Origin of the sequence: Denitromonas ohlonensis, from assembly GCF_007625205.1 — a bacterium.
GTDB classification, from domain to species: domain Bacteria; phylum Pseudomonadota; class Gammaproteobacteria; order Burkholderiales; family Rhodocyclaceae; genus Nitrogeniibacter; species Nitrogeniibacter ohlonensis.
The window spans coordinates 84,027-103,185 of the sequence record NZ_VMNI01000017.1; the positions used below are offsets into that span (position 1 = coordinate 84,027).

The 19,159-nt window shown below is 63.9% G+C and carries 19 protein-coding genes; 7 read left to right on the forward strand and 12 right to left on the reverse strand.

The genetic code is table 11. The features are described 5' to 3' along the window. Positions 1-4 precede the first annotated feature (4 nt). Positions 5-1,003, reverse strand: a complete 999-nt coding sequence (gene fliG / locus FHP89_RS16895) for a flagellar motor switch protein FliG (protein WP_144178891.1) — start codon at positions 1,001-1,003, stop codon at positions 5-7. Then, entirely contained in the window at positions 1,000-2,685 is a 1,686-nt protein-coding gene (gene fliF / locus FHP89_RS16900) for a flagellar basal-body MS-ring/collar protein FliF (protein WP_144178890.1), read from the reverse strand. The genes fliG and fliF overlap by 4 nt, the downstream gene beginning before the upstream one ends. Positions 2,686-2,857: 172 nt before the next feature. Here fliF and FHP89_RS16905 point away from each other — a divergent pair, with 172 nt between their 5' ends. From FHP89_RS16905 to fliE, 3 genes are all read left to right on the forward strand, one after another. After that, on the forward strand, positions 2,858-3,985 hold the full coding sequence (locus FHP89_RS16905; RefSeq protein WP_144178889.1) for a sensor histidine kinase: 1,128 nt from the start codon (positions 2,858-2,860) through the stop codon (positions 3,983-3,985). Then, positions 3,978-5,342 (forward strand): sigma-54-dependent transcriptional regulator, encoded by a 1,365-nt coding sequence (locus FHP89_RS16910; RefSeq protein ID WP_144178888.1) that lies wholly within the window; start codon positions 3,978-3,980, stop codon positions 5,340-5,342. The genes FHP89_RS16905 and FHP89_RS16910 overlap by 8 nt, the downstream gene beginning before the upstream one ends. 68 nt (positions 5,343-5,410) lie before the next feature. Next, complete coding sequence (fliE, locus tag FHP89_RS16915; protein ID WP_144178887.1) at positions 5,411-5,734, forward strand: flagellar hook-basal body complex protein FliE; 324 nt, start codon at positions 5,411-5,413, stop codon at positions 5,732-5,734. Positions 5,735-5,840: 106 nt separating this feature from the next. On the opposite strand, the gene FHP89_RS16920 is transcribed toward fliE, so the two are convergent. The 3 genes from FHP89_RS16920 to pmbA all read right to left on the reverse strand — a co-directional run bounded on the left by FHP89_RS16920 (position 5,841) and on the right by pmbA (position 9,852). Continuing rightward, positions 5,841-7,166: an IS4 family transposase gene (locus tag FHP89_RS16920; protein WP_144178886.1), complete on the reverse strand. Its 1,326-nt coding sequence runs from the start codon at positions 7,164-7,166 to the stop codon at positions 5,841-5,843. 129 nt (positions 7,167-7,295) lie between these two features. Then, on the reverse strand, positions 7,296-8,378 hold the full coding sequence (locus FHP89_RS16925) for a TRAP transporter substrate-binding protein (protein ID WP_144178885.1): 1,083 nt from the start codon (positions 8,376-8,378) through the stop codon (positions 7,296-7,298). Between the two features lie 133 nt (positions 8,379-8,511). After that, positions 8,512-9,852 (reverse strand): metalloprotease PmbA, encoded by a 1,341-nt coding sequence (pmbA, locus tag FHP89_RS16930; RefSeq protein ID WP_144178884.1) that lies wholly within the window; start codon positions 9,850-9,852, stop codon positions 8,512-8,514. Positions 9,853-9,915: 63 nt separating this feature from the next. Between pmbA and yjgA the strand changes: the two genes are divergently transcribed. Both yjgA and mog read left to right on the forward strand, forming a co-directional pair. After that, entirely contained in the window at positions 9,916-10,440 is a 525-nt protein-coding gene (yjgA, locus tag FHP89_RS16935; protein ID WP_144178883.1) for a ribosome biogenesis factor YjgA, read from the forward strand. A 14-nt stretch (positions 10,441-10,454) separates the two neighbouring features. Beyond that, positions 10,455-11,048 (forward strand): molybdopterin adenylyltransferase, encoded by a 594-nt coding sequence (gene mog, locus FHP89_RS16940; RefSeq protein WP_144178882.1) that lies wholly within the window; start codon positions 10,455-10,457, stop codon positions 11,046-11,048. Positions 11,049-11,311: 263 nt separating this feature from the next. On the opposite strand, the gene FHP89_RS16945 is transcribed toward mog, so the two are convergent. The 4 genes from FHP89_RS16945 to FHP89_RS16960 form a co-directional block, all read right to left on the reverse strand. Further along, complete coding sequence (locus tag FHP89_RS16945) at positions 11,312-12,019, reverse strand: protein-methionine-sulfoxide reductase heme-binding subunit MsrQ (protein WP_144178881.1); 708 nt, start codon at positions 12,017-12,019, stop codon at positions 11,312-11,314. Positions 12,020-12,028: 9 nt separating this feature from the next. Continuing rightward, positions 12,029-12,967: a protein-methionine-sulfoxide reductase catalytic subunit MsrP gene (gene msrP / locus FHP89_RS16950; protein ID WP_144178880.1), complete on the reverse strand. Its 939-nt coding sequence runs from the start codon at positions 12,965-12,967 to the stop codon at positions 12,029-12,031. A gap of 85 nt (positions 12,968-13,052) precedes the next feature. Next, a complete protein-coding gene (locus FHP89_RS16955; protein WP_222105432.1) occupies positions 13,053-13,823 on the reverse strand; it encodes an anti-sigma factor family protein in 771 nt (256 codons plus the stop codon). Continuing rightward, positions 13,820-14,320, reverse strand: coding sequence for an RNA polymerase sigma factor (locus FHP89_RS16960; RefSeq protein ID WP_144178879.1), 501 nt, complete (start codon positions 14,318-14,320; stop codon positions 13,820-13,822). The genes FHP89_RS16955 and FHP89_RS16960 overlap by 4 nt, the downstream gene beginning before the upstream one ends. A 193-nt stretch (positions 14,321-14,513) precedes the next feature. On the opposite strand from FHP89_RS16960, the gene aroG reads away from it, so the two are divergent. Beyond that, positions 14,514-15,593 (forward strand): 3-deoxy-7-phosphoheptulonate synthase AroG, encoded by a 1,080-nt coding sequence (aroG, locus tag FHP89_RS16965; protein WP_144178878.1) that lies wholly within the window; start codon positions 14,514-14,516, stop codon positions 15,591-15,593. A 57-nt stretch (positions 15,594-15,650) separates the two neighbouring features. Here the strand turns inward: aroG and FHP89_RS16970 are convergent, their stop codons facing one another. Then, complete coding sequence (locus FHP89_RS16970; protein WP_260851655.1) at positions 15,651-15,941, reverse strand: ferritin-like domain-containing protein; 291 nt, start codon at positions 15,939-15,941, stop codon at positions 15,651-15,653. A gap of 361 nt (positions 15,942-16,302) precedes the next feature. Between FHP89_RS16970 and dinB the strand changes: the two genes are divergently transcribed. Then, positions 16,303-17,385 (forward strand): DNA polymerase IV, encoded by a 1,083-nt coding sequence (gene dinB, locus FHP89_RS16975; RefSeq protein ID WP_144178877.1) that lies wholly within the window; start codon positions 16,303-16,305, stop codon positions 17,383-17,385. A gap of 59 nt (positions 17,386-17,444) precedes the next feature. Here the strand turns inward: dinB and FHP89_RS16980 are convergent, their stop codons facing one another. Further along, complete coding sequence (locus tag FHP89_RS16980) at positions 17,445-18,146, reverse strand: PEP-CTERM sorting domain-containing protein (RefSeq protein WP_144178876.1); 702 nt, start codon at positions 18,144-18,146, stop codon at positions 17,445-17,447. Between the two features lie 313 nt (positions 18,147-18,459). After that, a partial coding sequence (gene ilvC, locus FHP89_RS16985; RefSeq protein WP_144178875.1) for a ketol-acid reductoisomerase occupies positions 18,460-19,159 on the reverse strand: 700 nt, incomplete at its 5' end.

A 19,159-nucleotide genomic window follows, 5' to 3' on the forward strand; every position in this document is an offset into this window, starting at 1 on the left:
TCCTTTAAACGAAGGCATCGTCGCCGCCTTTGCCGCCGAGCATGATCTGGCCTTCCTCTGCCAGACGGCGCACGATCTTGAGGATCTCCTTCTGCTCGCCCTCGACCTCGGACAGGCGCACCGGGCCGCGCGATTCGAGGTCTTCGCGCAGCATTTCGGCCGCGCGCTGAGACATGTTCTTGAAGATCTTTTCACGCAACTCGGCCTGGGCGCCCTTGAGTGCGACCACCAGCGAGTCGGACTGCACTTCGCGCAGCAGGGTCTGGATGCCGCGGTCGTCGATGTCCATCAGGTTGTCGAAGACGAACATCTCGTCGAGGATCTTCTGCGCCAGATCCGGGTCGTATTCGCGCACGTTGTCGATGATCGCGGTCTCGGCCGCGGCGCCGACAAAGTTGAGAATGTCGGCGGCGTGGCGTACGCCGCCCATGGCCGCCTTCTTGACGTTGGATGCACCCGACAGGGTGCGGGTGAGGGTGTCGTTGAGTTCCTTGAGCGCGGCCGGCTGCACGCCGTCCAGCGTGGCGATGCGCAGCAGCACGTCGTTGCGCAGGCGGTCGGTGAAGGCTTTCAGGATCTCGCCGGCCTGGTCGTTTTCCAGGTGCACCAAAATGGTGGCGATGATCTGCGGGTGTTCGTTCTTGATCAGGTCGGCCGCGGTGGCGGCGTCCATCCACTTGAGGCTTTCGATGCCGGCGGTGTCGGAGCCTTGCAGCACGCGCGAGATGATGTGCGCGGCGCGGTCGTCGCCCAGCGCCTTGGTGAGCATGGCGCGGATCTGCTCTTCGTCGGCCTCGATCGGCGAGCCTTGCTCGCAGTGGGTTTCGAGCTCGTCGAGCAGGGGCTCGACCTTGCTGCGCGGGTGCGAAGGCAGCTTGGCCATGGCCATGCCGAGCTTCTGGACCTCTTTGGGGCCGAGAAACTTGAGCACCTCGGCCGCTTCGTCAGAGCCGAGCGAGAGCAGCAGCAGGGCGCTCTTTTCGAGTCCTTCTTCCGCGCTCATTTGCGCGCCTCCTCATTGACGCCCATCCATTCCTTGATCATGTTGGCGACCAGCTTCGGGTTGTTCTTGGCGGTTTCGCGCGCCTGAGCCAGCTTGGCTTCGTAGCTGTTTTTCTGCCGCGCCGACTCGGAGAGCGTCACCTCCTCACCCTCTTCATCGTAGGTCCTTTCGCCGGCCGCGGCGCCCGGTGTGGCGTCTTCTTCGTCGCCTGCGGGCGGTGGGGTGAGGGTTTTGAGCAGCGGCTTGATGACCCCGAACGCCACATAGGCGAGCACGGCGAGCACGATCAGGTAGCGCAGCGCCTGTTTGCCGATGTCGATGATCTCGGGGTCTTTCCACAGCGGCAGTTCGGGCAGTGTTTCGGTGATGCCGGCGGCAAATTCGGTGTTGGCCACGTTGAGGCTGTCGCCGCGCTCGGCGTTGAAGCCCATGGCTTCGCGCACCAGATTGTTGATGCGGGCGATCTCTTCGTCCGACAAGGGCGTCGTGGTCTCTTTGCCATTCTTGTCGGTGACGGTGCGGTGGTTGAGCACCACGGCGACCGACAGCCGGCGGATCGCACCGGTTGCGCGCGTGGTGTGCGAAATGGTGCGATCCACCTCGTAGTTGGTGGTGCCGCTGGCGTTGCGGGTGAGGAAGTTGCCATCGGCGGCCGCGCCGGCGCCACCGACTGCCGGGTTGGTGATCGGTGCCGTGGCCGGCACGGGCGGCTGATTGGTGAGGGCGCCGGGGATGCCCTTGGCGCCTGGGTCGCGGGTCAGCACCTCGTTGCTTTGTTGCGAGCGGATCGCCTGCTGCGGCGAGGGGTTGGGTTTGTAGATCTCGTCGGTTTGCTCGACCCGGTTGAAGTCGACATCGGCGGTCACTTGGGCGCGGAAATTGCCTTTGCCGACCATGGGCTCGATGATTGTTTCGATCCGCCGCACATACGCCGACTCAATATCTTCCACATAGCGCAGTTGCGTCGGGTCCAGGCCGGCGACACGCATCGGGTCATTCGAATCGGTCAGCAGCTTGCCGGTTTCATCGATGACGCTGACGCTCTCGTTGCTCATGTTCGGCACGCTGGAGGACACCAGATGCACAATGCCGGCGACCTTGGCGCCATCCAGATTGCGGCCCGCGCGCAGATTGACGAACACCGAGGCGGTCGGCTTTTGCTGGTCGCGCAAGAAGGCGCTGCGCTTGGGGATGGCCAGGTGCACCCGCGCGTTGGCGACCGAGCCGATCGCCTGAATGGTGCGCGCCAGCTCGCCTTCGAGCGCGCGCTGGTAGTTCATCTGCTCATGAAACTGTGACACACCGAGTTTCTGGTTCTCCATCAGCTCGAAGCCGACCATGCCGCCGCGTGGCAAGCCCTGGGCGGCCAATTGCAGGCGGATGTCGTGCACCCGGTCGCTGGGCACCATGATTGCGCCACCGCCCGGCGTAAATTTGTAGGGCACGTTCTGCGCCTGGAGTGAGGTCACGATGGCGCCGCCGTCGCGCTCTTCCAGATTGGAGAACAGCACGGCGTAGCTGGACGACTGGTTCCACAGCAGCACGCCGACAACCAGCGCAATGGCGGCTGCCACGGCGGCCAGCAGCGCCATTTTCTGGCGCCCGGGCATGGCGCTGAAGTTTTCGAACGCGTGCTGTATCGGGGAGCCCGGTACGGTAGCGGCATTTTGTGCGGTGGCCATTGCTTCGGTCCTTCACGGAATCGCTTTGACGGATGAGACGCATTGTCTGCGCCAAGACGGAAAAGCTTAGGCAGAATAAGCGGCAGTTTTTGCCGCCTATTTGCCGCCTCTAAACACAAGGTCCACCCGTAGGCTTCGCACTGTGGAAAAGCGTCTACCTACCGAACCTGTCATGAACGAGACCGCCGCGCCGTCGCTTGACGCCGCCCAGCTGGCCGAAGCCTTTGCCCTGTTCAACCGCGCCTCGGCCGAGCTGACCGATGCCTATGCCGGCTTGCAGGGGCAGGTCGGGCAGCTCAACGAGCGCCTGTCGGTCTTGATGGGCGCCTTGCCGGCCGGCGTGCTGGTGCTCGACCGTCAGGGCACCGTGTTGCAAGCTAACCGCGCCGCGCGGGACTGGCTTGGCGAATCCATCGAGGGCATGGCCTGGAGCGCGCTGGCCCAGCGGCTGGCGGCCACCGAAACCCCGGGCGAACTGGAACTGGGCGAGGGCGAGGCGGCGCGTCGTATCGCCATGTCGTCCACGCATCTGGAGTCGGGCGAGGGCAGTATCGTGCTGATAAACGACGTCACCCACACCCACCGCATGCAACGCGAGGCCGAGCGCAACGCGCGCCTGGCGGCCATGGGCGAGATGGTGGCGGGTCTGGCGCACCAGCTGCGCACGCCCTTGTCGGCGGCGCTCTTGTATACCGCCACGCTGGGCAAGGGGCAGCTGCCGGAGTCCGAACGCGGCCGCATCGCCGACCGCGCCGTCGAGCGCCTGCGCCACCTCGAACGCCTGATCCGCGACATGCTGCTGTTTGCCCGTGGCGACTGCCTCGGCCGCGAGCCGGTGCCGGTGTGCGCGCTGACCGAAGAGCTGACCCACACGCTGGAGCCCATCGCCCGTCAGCGCGAGATCGAATTCACCCATGCCTGCGAGTGCGGCACCACGCGACTGGTGGCCGACCGCAAGGCGCTGGCCGGCGCGCTCACCAATCTGCTCGAGAACGCCCTGCAGTTCACCCCGGCCGGCGGCAAGGTGAGCCTGCGCGCCACGCGCGACGCCGAGCAGGTGAGCTTTGTGGTTGAAGACACCGGCGCGGGGATTTCCGCCGATCAGCAGCAACGTCTTTTTGAGCCCTTCTTCACCACCCGCGCCGAAGGCACTGGCCTGGGCCTGGCGATTGCCCGTGGTGTCGCGCGCGCCCATGGTGGCGATATCGACCTGGTCTCCCGGCCCGGCGAGGGCACCCGATTCCGGCTGGTGGTCCCGCTGACCGCCGGCGACACCGTTGACGAGAATACCCATGAGTGAGCCCTTGAACCTCCTGCTGGTCGAAGATGACGCCGCACTGCGCGACGCCGTCACGCTGATCCTCGAACTCGAAGGCCATGTCGTGACCGCCGTCGATGGCGGCCCCGCGGCGCTCGAAGCGCTCGGGCGCGGCGTCTTCAACCTCGTCATCAGTGATCTCAAAATGGAGCCCATGGACGGCCTCACGCTGCTCGGCGAGATCCGCGCGCGACTGCCGCAATTGCCGGTGATGCTGATGACCGCTTTCGGCGATGTCGAAAAAGCCGTGGCCGCCATGCAGGGCGGGGCGTGCGACTTTCTGCTCAAGCCCTTCGAACCCGATGCCTTGCACGCCCATGTGCGCCGCTACGCCGCCGTGTCGGTCAGCGACAGCGGCACCATCGCCGAAGACCCACGCACCCGCGAGCTGCTCAGTCTGGCCGCGCGTGTGGCCGGCACCGACGCCACCGTGATGCTCTCGGGCGAATCCGGTACCGGCAAGGAAGTCTTCGCGCGCTACATTCACAATCACTCACCGCGCAAAGCCAAGCCCTTCGTGGCCATCAACTGCGCGGCGATTCCCGACAACCTGCTCGAAGCCACTTTGTTCGGTCATGAAAAGGGCGCCTTCACCGGCGCGCACAGCGCCCAGGCCGGCAAGTTCGAACAGGCCGACGGCGGCACCTTGCTGCTGGATGAAATTTCGGAGATGCCGCTCAGCCTGCAGGCCAAGCTGCTGCGCGTCTTGCAGGAGCGCGAAGTCGAGCGGGTGGGGGGCAAGAAACCGGTGCAACTTGATCTGCGCGTGCTCGCCACCAGCAACCGTGACATGGCCGCCGAAGTGGCCGCCGGGCGCTTCCGCGAAGACCTGTACTACCGGCTCAATGTTTTCCCGCTGCCGATTCCCGCGTTGCGCGAGCGGCCGGGCGACATCCTGCCGATGGCGCGACACTTTCTGTCGCGGCAAAGTGAGCGGCTGGGCAGCCAGGCGGTGATCGACGATGACGCCGCCGAGCTGATGCGCGCCCACCCGTGGCCGGGCAACGCCCGCGAGCTCGACAACGCCATGCAGCGCGCGCTGATTCTGGCCACTGGCGGCGTGATTCGCGCCGACACGCTGCGCCTGTGCCTGGGCAGCAGCACGCCGCGACCGCCGGCAAGTGCTGCCGCCGAACCGGCAAATATTGCCGCTTTGGGCGCGTCTGCCGCGTCCGGCACCAGCAGCAACATGAAAGACCTGGAGCGCGAGCACATTCTCGGCACGCTCAAGGCCATGGGCGGCTCACGCAAGAAAGCTGTTGAAAAGCTTGGCATTTCTGAGCGCACCTTGCGCTACAAATTGCAGCAGTACCGGGAAGAGGGCTACCCTGTCGACTGAGGGCGTCGGCATGGCATGCGCCTTGCTGATAAGAAACCACCGATAGCGCAGGAATTGCTGGAACCACCATGGACACTCGCGGCATCGATCAAGTACTGAACGAACTGCGTGCCACCGCTCAGACGGCTGGCGGCAAGAGTGCGTCTGCGGCCACCGAAACGCCGGATGGCGTCAGCTTCAACGATGCGCTCCAGAACGCCCTGGCCGATGTCAGCGCCGCCCAGCAAGACGCCCAGACGATGGCCAAGTCCTTCTCGGCCGGCGACCCGAATGTCAATTTGCAGGAAGTGATGGTCAACCTGCAAAAAGCCAACCTCAGCTTCCAGCAGATGACGCAAGTGCGCAACCGCCTGGTGTCGGCGTATCAGGACATCATGAACATGCAGGTGTGACCGGGCGCACCCGATGCTGAAACGGCCACCCCAGGGTGGCCGTTTTGCTTGGTGCTGTTGTTTTCGATGGTGCAAAAGAAAAACCCCGCCGGAGCGGTAATGCCGTTCAGTTAAGGTCTTTTTTGAGATACCGAACGGTGTAACGTTTTGGCAGTGCTTTGACCTGACGGGGGCTTTGACGCCCCCGTCGTTTTTCCACGATGGCGAACTGAAGCCGCTTTCGCAAGCGGTTGAGGTGGGCAGGTAGCTTGCCTGGAGCCATACCGGCGGCCCAGATCATCTCGTGTTGCAGGATGTGCAACGCCCGCAAGAAGCTCAGATCAGTGGGTTCGACACGCGCCTCAATGGCGGCCTTGGCCATCTCCAGGCGCACCAGGTTGTAGGCGATCAGCGCGCCCCATATCTCCTGCTCAATGCCGGCCGGTTGAGCACTGCGCAGCGTGAGCGCCTCGCCAAGCATGGAGTGCTTGAGTTCGCGATAGCTCGTCTCGATCTCCCAGCGGCGCCGGTAGCACTCGGCCAAGGCCTTGGCTGGAAAGCGCCGGCGGTCGAGCAACGAAGTCAGTAGCACCCGCTCCTTGCCGCTGGTTGAGACCACCCGCACGGCCCGCGCCGTCCAGTACTCGGGCAACTGCGGCGCCTTGGCTCGGGCCTGGGGCGAGACGCGCATGCGTACGAGACAGTCGTCCGCGGAGCCCGAGAGCTTTTCCCACTTGGTGTTCGATTTGGCCGGAATCAGGTAATGACGCCCCTGCCCGCCCATCGTCAGCCCCAGCAGGATTTCAGCACTGAGGAAGCCGCGATCGAAGACCGTGAGCGAATGATCAGCGATCCGTTCAATCAGCGTCTTGGCGTACAGCATCTCGTTCTGGCCGTAAGGGCCGAAGGCGATGTCCGAGACCAGGTGGGTCGGGATGGCCGTGACGCTGACCGCCCGCACCTGCGGGTAGCTGGCCACCTTGCCACTGGCGTAGCCCTGAGCGCCGAAGTGTGCCCGGTTCTCGGTGCTGTCCGGCGCGCGGAAAGTCGTGCCGTCCACCGCCCACAGCGACAGCCCCTTCCAGGCGTGGCGTCGGGCATCCTGATCACACCAGGCCCGAGCGCTTCGGGCAAACAGCCATTGCATTGCGGGTGCGCCCAAGCGCTGACGCGCTTGAGTCACCGCGCTCTTGCTAACTGGCCGATCAGCGGCCTGTGGCAAAGCCAGATCCAGCGTAGCGAGCACTTCGGGCATCGACTGACCCCGATACAGCGCCAGTGCGATGACCAGCCATACCACCTGTTCGGCGGGAAGCCGACGCCGCCGAACACTGGCCGTACCCGTTAAGTCCAACGCCTGCTCAATCCACGCCGCCGGCAAATGCTCAGCCAACCGGTTCAAACCGGCCACGGGAATGATTTGCGTCGTGGCGTGTAATTGGCTCGAGAGCATCGAGCCGGACGTTAACAGGAGTTCCTAATGTTCACAACTGCTTAACGAGAAATAAAAATGCCGTTCAGCGCTAACTGAACGGCATTACCGCCGGAGCGGGGTTCTTCATCAGGCAGACGGCGAAGCGGATTAGCGCTTGCGGGTCTGCATGAAGCGGTCGAAGTTGCCGTCCGCCACGCTGTGCCACAGGTTCTGGTCGTCGCGAAACTTGACCATGGCCTCGTAGATCTTCTTGAAGGCCGGGGAGGCAGCGGTGGTTTCTGCGTACACTTCCTGGGCGGCCTTGTAGCTGGCGTCCATGACGTCACGCGGGAACGGGCGCAGCTTGGCGCCACCGGCGACCAGACGCTTGAGGGCGTCCGGGTTCTTGGCATCGTACTTGGCCAGCATGTCGACGTTGGCTTCGGCAGCCGCGGCTTCGATGATGTTTTTGTACTCTTCCGGCAGGGCCTTCCACTTGTCCTGGTTGATGTACAGGGACAGGTTCGGACCACCTTCCCACCAACCCGGGTAGTAGTAGAACTGGGCGACTTTCTGGAAGCCGAGCTTTTCGTCGTCATAAGGACCGATCCATTCGGCTGCGTCGATGGTGCCTTTTTCCAGCGACGGGTAGATGTCGCCGCCCGGAATCTGCTGCGGCACGGTGCCCAGCTTGGACAGGACCTTGCCGGCAAAGCCCCCGACGCGGAACTTCAGGCCGTCAAGATCCTTGACCGACTTGATTTCCTTGCGGAACCAGCCGCCCATCTGAGCGGCTGTGTTGCCCATCGGGAAGTTCATGATGTTGTAGCCGGCGAAGAACTCGCGCAGCAACTCCTTGCCGCCACCGTGCATGAACCAGGCGTTGAATTCACGCGCATTCAGGCCGAACGGCACGGCGGTGTCCAGTGCGAAGGCCGGGTCCTTGCCGAAGAAGTAATACGAAGCGGTGTGGCCGCATTCGACCGTACCGTCTTTGACTGCGTCCATGACCGAGAAGGCCGGGACGATTTCACCGCCCGCGAACACGCGGATCTGGAATTTGCCACCGGTCGCGGCTGCGACGCGGGACTGGAACATCTCGGCGGCGCCGTAGATGGTGTCAAGGCTCTTCGGGAAGCTCGAGGCCAAGCGCCACTGGATCTCAGGCAGACCTTGTGCGATGGCGGGGGCTGCAACTGCGCCGGCGGCGATGCCGACACCCGTTTTTTTCAGAAAGGAACGGCGTTCCATAAGTCTCCTCGCTATGACGTGGGCGGAAATAATTGTTCGTGGTTCGTTAGACCGCGGCAAATTATAGGAATCGGTTTGCAGCCTGAGAAATAGGGGTTTTCCCGTCAAACGTGAAATGGCGTTTCATTTTTTCTCAGGCGCCGGCAATTGTCATCCGGTTGATGAGCAGGGAGCCGGTTTGCTTTGAGCCGCGACGATGCACGTCGCTGCCGACGGCTTCGATGCCGAGCAGCATGTCCTTGAGGTTGCCGGCTATGGTGATTTCCTCTACCGGGTAGGCGATCTCTCCGTTTTCAACCCAGAAGCCGGCGGCGCCACGGGAGTAATCTCCTGTGACGTAGTTGACGCCATGGCCGAGCAATTCGGTCACGATCAGGCCGCGGCCCATACGGCGGACCAAGGCCTTGAAGTCGTCCTGGCCGGGGGTGACGAGCAGATTGTGAGCGCCGCCGCCATTGCCGGTGGTCTGCATGCCCAGCTTGCGGGCAGAGTAAACCCCGAGAAAGTAGCCCTGCAGCACGCCGTCGATGATCACGTCGCGGTCGCGGGTCTGAACGCCGTCATCGTCAAAGGGGCCGGAGGCGAGCCCTTTTTTGATATAGGCGCGCTCAGCGATATTGATGCACGGCGAGAACACCGCCTTGCCGAGGCTGTCGAGCAGGAAGGTGGATTTGCGATACAGCGCGCCGCCGCTGGCCGCGTGCACGAAGCTGCCGATCAGTCCGGCGGCGAGCGGTGCTTCGAAGATGACGGGTACGTCGCAGGTTGAGATCTGGCGGCCGTTGAGGCGCGCCACGGCACGGTCGGCGGCCGTGTGGCCGATCGCCTTGGCGGATTCCAGCTCGCTCGCGTCGCGGCAGCTGTCGTACCAGTAGTCGCGTTGCATGCCGTCGCCTTCGCCGGCAATGACCGAGCACGAGACCGAGTGCCGGGTCGAGGCGTAGCCGCCCATGAAGCCGAGGCTGTTGGCAGAGATAAAGTGAGACTCCTGCCGCGAGACGCTGGCGCCCTCGGAGTTGCTGATGCGGGTGTCGCGCTCGAAGGCGGCGGCTTCGCATTCGCGGGCCAGTTCGATGGCGCGCTCGACGGGCAGATCCCACGGGTGGTGAAGGTCGAGGTCGGGGAAGTCGGTGGCAAGCAGTTCGCGATCCGCCAGACCGGCGAATTCGTCGGCGGCGGTGAAGCGGGCAATCGACAGGGCGGCGTCGACCGTGGCGCGCAGGGCGGCCGGGGTGAAGTCGGAGCTGCTGGCGTAGCCGCGCTGCTGGCCGACATAGACGGTGACGCCGATGCCCTTGTCGCGGTTGTATTCGATGGTGTCGACTTCGCTGCGGCGCACCGCCACCGAGGCACCGACGCCTTCGGAGACATCGGTTTCGCAGGCGGTGGCGCCCTTGTCGCGGGCGTATTTGAGAATGTCGCTGGCGATTTCGCGCAGCGCGTCCTGAGAGTAACTGAAGCCGTTTGCGGACATGGACAGTGGGGGCGGGTGCGGGAAAGCTATAATCTTAACCGTTTCCGCCAATTGCCTACGTATATGACCGATCACGATCCGATCGAAACCGAAGATGAGCTGCCCGAAGGGCCGAGCAAGACCCGCCGCAAAAAGGACTCGAATGCGCTCCAGCATCTGGGCGCCGAGCTGGTGGACTTGTCGGCTGACCGGCTCAAGAAAGTGCCGCTGCCCGACAACCTGCGCGATGCCGTGCGCGCCTGCCAGCGCTTCAAGATGGAGGCGCGGCGCCGTCAGCTGCAATACATCGGCAAGCTGATGCGCACCATCGACGTGGAGCCGATCCAGGCCATGCTCGATGTGTTCAATGGGGTGTCGGCCGAAGAGATTGCCCGACAGCACCGGCTCGAGCGTCAGCGTGAGCGCCTGCTCGAAGACGAGGGCATGCTGTTTGAACTGGCAGAGCGCCATCCAGGCGTGGACTTGCAACGCCTGCGGGTGTTGCGCCGCAATGCGCTCAAGGAGCGCGAGGCGCAGAAGCCGCCGCGCGCTTATCGCGAGATCTTTCGCATTTTGCGAGAGATCGACGAATCCCCCAAAAACGACTAGAGAGCAGCCCGCCCATGAGCACCGACACCCTTCGTATTGGCCTCGTTTCGATCAGTGACCGCGCATCGAGCGGTGGCTATGAAGACAAGGGCGTGCCCGCGCTGCGTGACTGGTTTTCGCAAGCGCTCAGCTCGCCGTGGGAGATGGAAACCCGCCTGATTCCGGACGACCAGGCCATCATCGAACGCACGCTGATTGAACTGTGTGACGAGGCCGGTTGTGCGCTGGTGCTGACCACCGGCGGCACCGGCCCCGCGCCGCGCGATGTCACGCCCGAGGCGACGCTGGCGGTGGCGCACAAAGTGATGCCGGGCTTCGGCGAGCAGATGCGCCAGATCAGTCTCAAGTTCGTGCCAACGGCCATCTTGTCGCGTCAGGTGGCGGTGATCCGTGGCAAGAGCCTGATCATCAATCTGCCGGGCCAACCCAAGTCGATCAAGGAGACGCTGGAGGGCCTGAAGAACGCAGCGGGTGAGTCGCTGGTCGATGGCATCTTCGCCGCCGTGCCGTATTGCATCGACCTCATCGGCGGGCCGTACGTTGAAGCACACGCCTCGGTGGTCAAGGTCTTCCGGCCCAAATCGGCGATTCGCCCGACCTCGGCCTGAGTCAGCACGGCGGCGTTGTTGCGCCGCCGCGCCTTGCGGCCATTCGTCAAGAATAAAGTGTCGCCCGTGTGCCGCCAGCCAGCCCGAAGGCCGGAACGGATAGGCGTGAATGGGGGGCTTTTCTTCTTTGTTGATGTGGCAGCGCGCGGGCTTTGTCGCGTGCGCGATGCTGGTTTGCGGCCTGGCTGCGGGGCCACGCTGCAGTCGATGACTATCGATCAGATCATCAGGTTTATCGCGCCGAGTCGCCGCCCGCGGTGGATCTACTGCGGCAGGATGGGGATGATCCGTCCCTGACTGCGCCCAGTCGCTGACGGCGGCGGTGCAGCACGTTGGCGCCGCCGCTCCTGCTCGCGCCACCAGGCGCGCAGGCCCAGCAGCACGGCCAGGATCAGCGCGTAGATCAGCGGCGCGAACACATCAGCCTTGACCAGCCACCAGTAGTGCACCACCCCCAGAATGGCGATGCCGTACACCGAGCGATGCAACGCTTGCCAGCGCCGGCCGCCGAGGCGGCGGACCATGGCATTGGTGCTGGTCACGGCTAGCGGCACCAGCAGCACAAAGGCGGCAAAGCCGACGGTGATGTAAGGCCGCTTGAGCACATCGAGCACCACGGCCCGCCAGTCAAAGAACTGGTCGAGCACGATGTAGGTGCCAAAGTGCAGCACGGCGTAGAAGAAGGTGAACAGGCCGAGCATCCGCCGCAGCCGCAGCAACCAGTGCCAGCCGGTGAGCTTGCGCAGCGGGGTGACCGCCAGCGTGATCAGCAAAAAGCGTAGGGTCCAGTCGCCGGTGGCGTGGGTGATGGTCTCGATCGGGTTGGCACCCAGCTCATCCTGAAAGAAGGCGAGCAGCAGCAGGCCGAGCGGGATCAGGCTGAGGATGAATACCAGCACTTTCAGCGCGCTGATTTTTTGGGGCGAGAGCGCTTTGATCGAAGGCGAGCGGGGAGCGGGGGTGGCAGTCATGAGTCGTGGTCAGAAGTTTTTGCGAAGGTCCATGCCAGCGTACATTGACGCGACCTGATCGGCATAGCCATTAAAGGGCAGGGTCTTGCGCTTGAGGAAGTCACCAATGCGGCGTTCCTTGGCCTGGCTCCAGCGCGGGTGGTCAACATCGGGGTTCACGTTGGAGTAGAAACCATACTCCCCCGGCCCGGCATCGTTCCAGGAGGTGTTGGGCTGCTTGTCGGTGAGGCGGATGGTGACGATGGATTTTGCGCTCTTGAAGCCGTACTTCCAGGGCACCACCAGGCGCACCGGCGCGCCGTTCTGGTTGGGCAGCTCCTCGCCGTAGAGGCCAACGGCCATCAGGGTGAGCGGGTGCATGGCTTCGTCCAGGCGCAGGCCCTCTTTGTAGGGCCAGTCGAGCACCGGGCGGGTGTCCATCACCTTGGGGTCGAACAGCGAAACAAACTCCACGTATTTGGCGCTGCCCAGCGGTTCGACCGCCTTGAGCAGGGCAGACAATGGGAAGCCGACCCACGGGATCACCATCGACCAGGCCTCAACGCAGCGCAGGCGGTAGATGCGCTCTTCGAGCGGCGCGAGCTTGTAGATCTGGTCGAGGTCGAAGGTGCGCGGCTTGCCGACCAGGCCTTCGACCTTGATCGTCCACGGGTCGGTTTTCATGCGGTGGGCGTTGATCGCCGGGTCGCCCTTGTCGGTGCCGAACTCGTAGAAGTTGTTGTAGCGGGTCACATCCTTGCGTGGGGTGAGCGGCTCGTCGACGGTGAAGGGGCTCTTGACCAGCGGGCCCAGATCTCGCGCTTGTGCCGCCAGCAACTCGGTCGGGCCACCCAGCGCGAGCGCCGCGGTGCCGGCGCCCGCCAGACGCAGAAAGCGACGGCGGTCGGCGTACAACTCGGGCGAGGTGATCTCGGAGGGGCGGGTATCGGCAGCGTGTTTGATCAGCATGGCGGACTCTTTATGAACATGTCAGTGCATCTGACCGGCCAGGGCCGGCGATGCTTACAGTCAGATGCGATTTCGGGTGCAGGGTTCAGGGGTTGAGCGCGCGATAGACCGCGGTGGCGACGGTGAGCAGCTGCTCGCGCGGCAAGGTGCCCGATAGCGCATAGCCGTAGCCGGCATCGACCCAGTAGAACACATTGACCTTGTCATGCTCGGCAAAGCGGAAGGCGGTGGCGCTCTCATCGGTGTCCGCGCCCACAAACAGGGTCAGCCGCTCGCCGCTGGCGTCTTCGTACATCAGCAGCGCGCCCGGGCCGGCGGGGCCGGACAGCAAGCGTCCGCCGACCAGTTGGTAGCCCAGCGCTTCGAGCGCCGGGGCAACGATGGGGTGCCCCAGCCGCTTTGACAGCCAGCCCAGCAGGTGGTCGCGTTGGTCGGCGCCCACTTCGACCGGATGGCGCACTTCCGGCGCATACACGGCGTGCGCGACAGCCGCCTGCCGGGCCAGGGGGATCTGCGCCGTCGTTGTCGGGGCGGTGTCGGTGTTGCGCCCGGCAATGAAGCCGCCGACCAGCCCGATGGCCAGCCAGCCGATGGCGGCGGCCATGCCCCAGCGTGAGCCGGCCGCCGCCGCGCGGCCGCCGTGCGCCGCGGCGAGCAAATGTGGGGGCACGGCGTCGTCGAGCATCGGGTCGTAGGCCGCATGCATCGCGGCGCTTTGCGCTTGCCAGGCGGCCACCTCGGCGGCGGCTTCGGGGTGGCTGGTCAGCCATTGCGCCACGTCGGTGTGTTCGGCGGCCTCGAGCTGACCATCGGCGAAGGCGTGCAGCAGGGCGGAGTCGGGTTGTTTCATCATCATTTCACCCGCGTCAGGGCCGGTCGGGCGGGGCTGCCGTCAAGCTGTGCTTTCAACTGGGTGCGCGCGCGCGACAGGCGCGACATCACGGTGCCGATCGGTACATCGAGCACACCGGCAATTTCTTCGTAGCGCAAATTTTCCAGCCCCACCAGCAGCAAGATTTCGCGATGATCGGCCGACAAGGTCTGCATGGCCCGGTCGAGGTCGCGCAGGCCCAGACCGTCGCTGCTCGCGTCGCGCATCGCCAGTTCGACGGCATCGGCTTCGCTGGCGCCACGCAGCGCGTCGTTGCGGCGCACCTGGTTCACAAACACGTTGTGCATCAGCGTCAGTAGCCAGGCGCGCAGGTTGCCGCCTTGCCAGTGCGCCGCTTTGCGCAAGGCGCGCTCGATGGTGTCCTGCACCAGATCGTCAGCCCGCGCGACATCGCCCAGCAATGCGCGGCCATAGCGGCGCAAGCGGGGCAGTTCGGCTATGAGGGCTTCTGCGTCGATCATCGGGGTGTTCAAGTCAATGGCAGGGGACGCCGGGTAAACAGCCGGAGTGCGCAAAATATTCCGGGCGACGGCGTGCGGATCGATTCGCGCGGCGCCGAGTTGTCGTCAGCGGCGCCGCATTGCAGCAAACTGACGGCGATTGGGCTACACTCAAGGGCTAAATTTCATTCAAAAAGCCACACGGAAAGCCATCATGCCTGCGTCAATCTTGCTTCATATCGACGATGTCCGCATCAAGGAAATCAAAGAACTGGTGCCGCCATCCCATGTTCTGCGCGAATTTCCGGCCACCGAGCGCGCTGCGGAAACGTCCTATGAGGCGCGTCAGGCGCTGCATCGCATTCTGTATGGCGCCGACGACCGCCTGCTGGTGATCATCGGCCCGTGCTCCATTCATGACTACGACGCCGCGATGGAATACGCACGTCTGCTCAAGGAAGAAGCCGATCGCCTCAAGGACGACCTGCTGATCGTCATGCGCGTGTACTTCGAAAAGCCGCGCACCACGGTGGGCTGGAAAGGCCTGATCAACGACCCGTATCTGGACAACAGCTTCAAGATCAACGAAGGCGTGCGCCTCGCCCGCAAGCTGCTGTGGGACATCAATGAAATCGGTCTGCCCTGCGGCACCGAATTCCTCGACATGATCACCCCGCAATACATCGGCGACCTCATCAGCTGGGGCGCCATCGGCGCGCGCACCACCGAAAGCCAGGTGCACCGCGAACTGGCCTCGGGGCTGTCCTGCCCGGTGGGTTTCAAGAACGGCACCGACGGCAACATCAAGATCGCCGTGGATGCCATCAAGGCCGCGCAGTCGCCGCACCATTTTCTGTCGGTGACCAAGGCCGGTCATTCGGCGATTGTGTCGACCCGCGGCAATGAAGACTGTCATGTCATTTTGCGCGGCGGCAAGAGCACCAACTTTGACGCCGCCAGTGTCGACGCCGCCTGCAAGGAGCTGGCCGCCAGCTCCGTGTCGGCCCGCGTGATGATCGACTTCTCTCACGCCAACAGCCGCAAACAGCATCAGCTGCAGATCGAAGTGGCCGAAGACGTGGCCGGTCAGATGTCGGCTGGCGACGATCGCATCATCGGCGTGATGGTTGAGTCGCACCTCAAGGATGGCCGCCAGGACCTCAAACCCGGCTGCGAACTCGAATACGGCAAGAGCATCACCGATGCCTGCATCGGCTGGGAAGACAGCGTGCGGGTGCTCAACATTCTTGCCGAGGCAGTGCGCAACCGTCGAGTGCAACGCGCCAGCGTCTGAGCCGGACGCCTCGGCCATGAAAAGCCCGCATCGCGGGCTTTTTCATGTCTGGCAGGCCTACTTGTGGGCGATCGCCTTTTTGGTAAACAGGTAATCCTTCATTTCCTTGGAAAAGGCCGGGTCCTTGCGCCGGATCCACTCCAGCACCATCGCCGCGTGTTCTTTTTCTTCATCGCGGTTGTGTTCAAGGATGGCCTTCAGCTCTTTGTCCTTGCAGGCATCGGCCCGCTGGTTGTACCAGTCGACCGCTTCAAGTTCCTCCATCAGCGAGACGATCGCGCGGTGCATGTCGCGGGTCTCGTCGGACAGCTCTTCGATGGGTTCGTGATAGCCAACACTCGACATCATGGTCTCCTTTCGGTGGGGGAAGTCGCGATAGTGTGTCAGACAAATGATCCTAGCAACCGCAGTTGACCGCTTGTGCCCGTGAGCCAGGTATTGAACATGCGAAGCTTTCGACTTTGAGGCCGATTACCCGCTGGGTGATAGCGCTACGCGCCCGGTTGCACGCCTGGCAGGCCGCCTTGCTGCGTTGCGCCTCCTTGCAGCGTGCAGGCTGTGTGTCGTCGCGCCTTGCCAGACAGCCCGCCAGGCGCACACTCGGGCGCGTCCAACTACGGTTTCTAGGATGATGCTGTTTGCAAAGCGCGGCTTCAATCAGTGCACCGATGCTCGGCGCCCATCCTCAATTGACGGCACACTTCGCTTCATGACCCGAAAGATCATCCACTGCGATTGCGACTGCTTCTATGCCGCCATCGAGATGCGCGACGATCCGGCCCTGGTGGGGCGGCCGGTGGCCGTGGGCGGTCGGGCCGAGACGCGAGGGGTCGTCGCCACCTGCAATTACGAGGCGCGCGCGTTTGGCGTGCGCTCGGCGATGCCGACCGGGCGGGCGCTGCGCATGTGTCCTGAGCTGGTGGTGCTGCCGCCGGACTTTGAGCGCTATCGGGCGGCCTCGCGGCAGATTCTGGCCATCTACCGCGACTACACCGACAAGGTCGAGCCGTTATCGCTGGATGAGGCTTACCTCGATGTGAGCGGTGTGGATCGCTGCCGTGGCAGCGCGACGCTGATGGCGGAGGAGATCCGCACGCGGATTTTTGCCGAGGTGGGCATCACCGCCTCGGCGGGCATCGCGCCGAACAAATTTCTGGCCAAGATCGCCAGTGACTGGCGCAAGCCGAACGGGCAGTTTGTGATTCGGCCGGAAGAGGTCGACGCCTTCGTGGTCGACTTGCCGGTCAAGAAACTGTTCGGCGTGGGGCAAGTGACGGCGGCGCGACTGGAGCGTCTGGGCGTTCTCACCTGCGGTGATCTGCGTGAATGGGCGCTGGCGGATCTGATTGCGAAGTTCGGGTCCTTCGGGCGCAGCCTGCACCGATTGTGCCGTGGCATCGACGAGCGCTCGGTGTTGCCGGATCGGCCGCGCAAGTCGCTGTCGGTCGAGACGACCTATGTCACCGATTTGCCGGATCTGGCCGCCTGCGTGGCGGCGGTGGCGCCGTTGCTGGCGGATTTCCAGCGGCGCTTTGATCGACTCGACCCGGCCCCGGCGGTGCACAAGGCCTTCGTCAAGATTCGCTTCAATGATTTCACGCGCACCACCGCCGAGTGCGTGGCGACCACGCCCGACGCGGTCGATTGGCCGGCACTGCTGGCCACCGCGCATGCGCGTCAGGCGCGGCCGGTGCGTTTGCTGGGAGTGGGGGTGCGCTTTGTGGAGGAAGCGGGTGAAGCGCGCGGCGCGCAGCCGGGCTTGTTTGATGAGGATGCGGCGTCGCCGGATTAGCGGCGGGCCAAACGGAAAAAGCGGCCGGGTGGCCGCTTTTTGTGTTGCGCGCGCTCAGATCACTTGCGTCGGCGGTACGCGCCGAACAGACCGGCCAGGCTGAGGCCGAACAGCGCCAGCGAGGTGGGTTCGGGCACGGGGTTGGCAAGCTGGTCGTGCTCGACGGGCTGCGAAAGCGCTTCGTTGAACCCGGTGACCAGCCCGGTCGAATCGCGCAAACCGCCGGCCATATAGAGGCGGCTCGTGCCGTCGGACGCGTTATCTACCGCATCGAAAGACAGGGTGTTGCCGCTGCTGGCCAGCCCGGTGACATTGATGCTCAGCAGCAGGTTGCCGAACAGCGGATCGTAGTTGAAGGCGTTGTCGAGGAAGATGTCCATGCGGCTGCCGGGGGCCACGTCGGTGGGCAGAGCGCCGGTGAATACCGTCAGGACATTACCGCCGAGGTTGGCCGTAGCGTTTGCCGACAATTCATCGACAGCGGCCGTCGTGGTCGACAGCGAGAAGGTATAGATGCCGGTGTTGGGCGCGTTGCCACTCCAGGTATCGATGCTGCGATAGAAGCTCAGCGTGGAGATCGGCAGGGGCGCGTCAAATGCCGATGCGTCATAGACCTGCTGGTAGGTCGGCGTCCAGTAGCTGCAGCCAAAGGGGAAGCAGTTGCCCGTGGCGGACCCCGCGCCGATCACGAGGGCATTGGCGCTGGAGGTGGTACCGAGAACGGCAAGGGCGAGGGCGATTTTCAAGCGTTTTTTGAGCATGGGCGTCTGTGATGTGAGCCGTTTCTGGGCAAAAAAATGTTTCCGGCGGGAAGCGTTGGCGTTTTATAGCATGGCGGGACGATTCCCCTTCGTGCATAACGCCACGGACGCATCGTGAAACTCCGAAAACACATTGGGATGGTGCGCTCGGGTTCAATGGCCACGGTTGGCCAGGCTGGTTAGGGTCTGTTCTCGTTCATCTGGCGGGGGGGCTCGCCCGGTGAGAAACATTCGACGGCCGAAACGGCGTCGGCCGTTACCGAACGCCGTGGTGCAGTGTCCGGTAACGGCCGGCGGGCCCACAGGAGAGGCGTCAGTTTTTGGACTGGTCGACCAGCTTGTTTTTCATGATCCACGGCATCATCTCGCGCAGCTGACCGCCCACCTGTTCAATCGGGTGGGCTGCGTTGAGGCGACGGCGGGCCGTCATGGATGGGTAGTTGGTCTTGCCTTCGAGAATGAACATCTTGGCGTATTCACCGCTCTGGATGCGCTTGAGTGCTTCGCGCATGGCGTAGCGGGACTCTTCGTTGATCACTTCGTGGCCGGTCACGTACTCGCCAAACTCCGCGTTGTTGGAGATGGAGTAGTTCATGTTGGCGATGCCGCCTTCGTACATCAGGTCGACGATCAGCTTGAGCTCGTGCAGGCACTCGAAGTAGGCCATTTCCGGCGCGTAGCCGGCTTCGGTCAGGGTTTCGAAGCCCATCTTCACCAGCTCGACCGCGCCGCCGCACAGCACGGCTTGCTCGCCGAACAGGTCGGTTTCGGTCTCTTCGCGGAAGTTGGTCTCGATCACGCCGCCCTTGGTGCCGCCGTTGGCTGCGGCGTAGGACAGAGCGAGGTCCTTGGCTTTGCCGGAGACGTCCTGATGCACCGCGATCAGCGAGGGCACGCCGCCGCCTTTGAGGTACTCGGAGCGCACGGTGTGGCCGGGGCCTTTCGGGGCGACCATGATCACGTCCAGATCGGCGCGCGGCACGACCTGGTTGTAATGCACGTTGAAGCCGTGG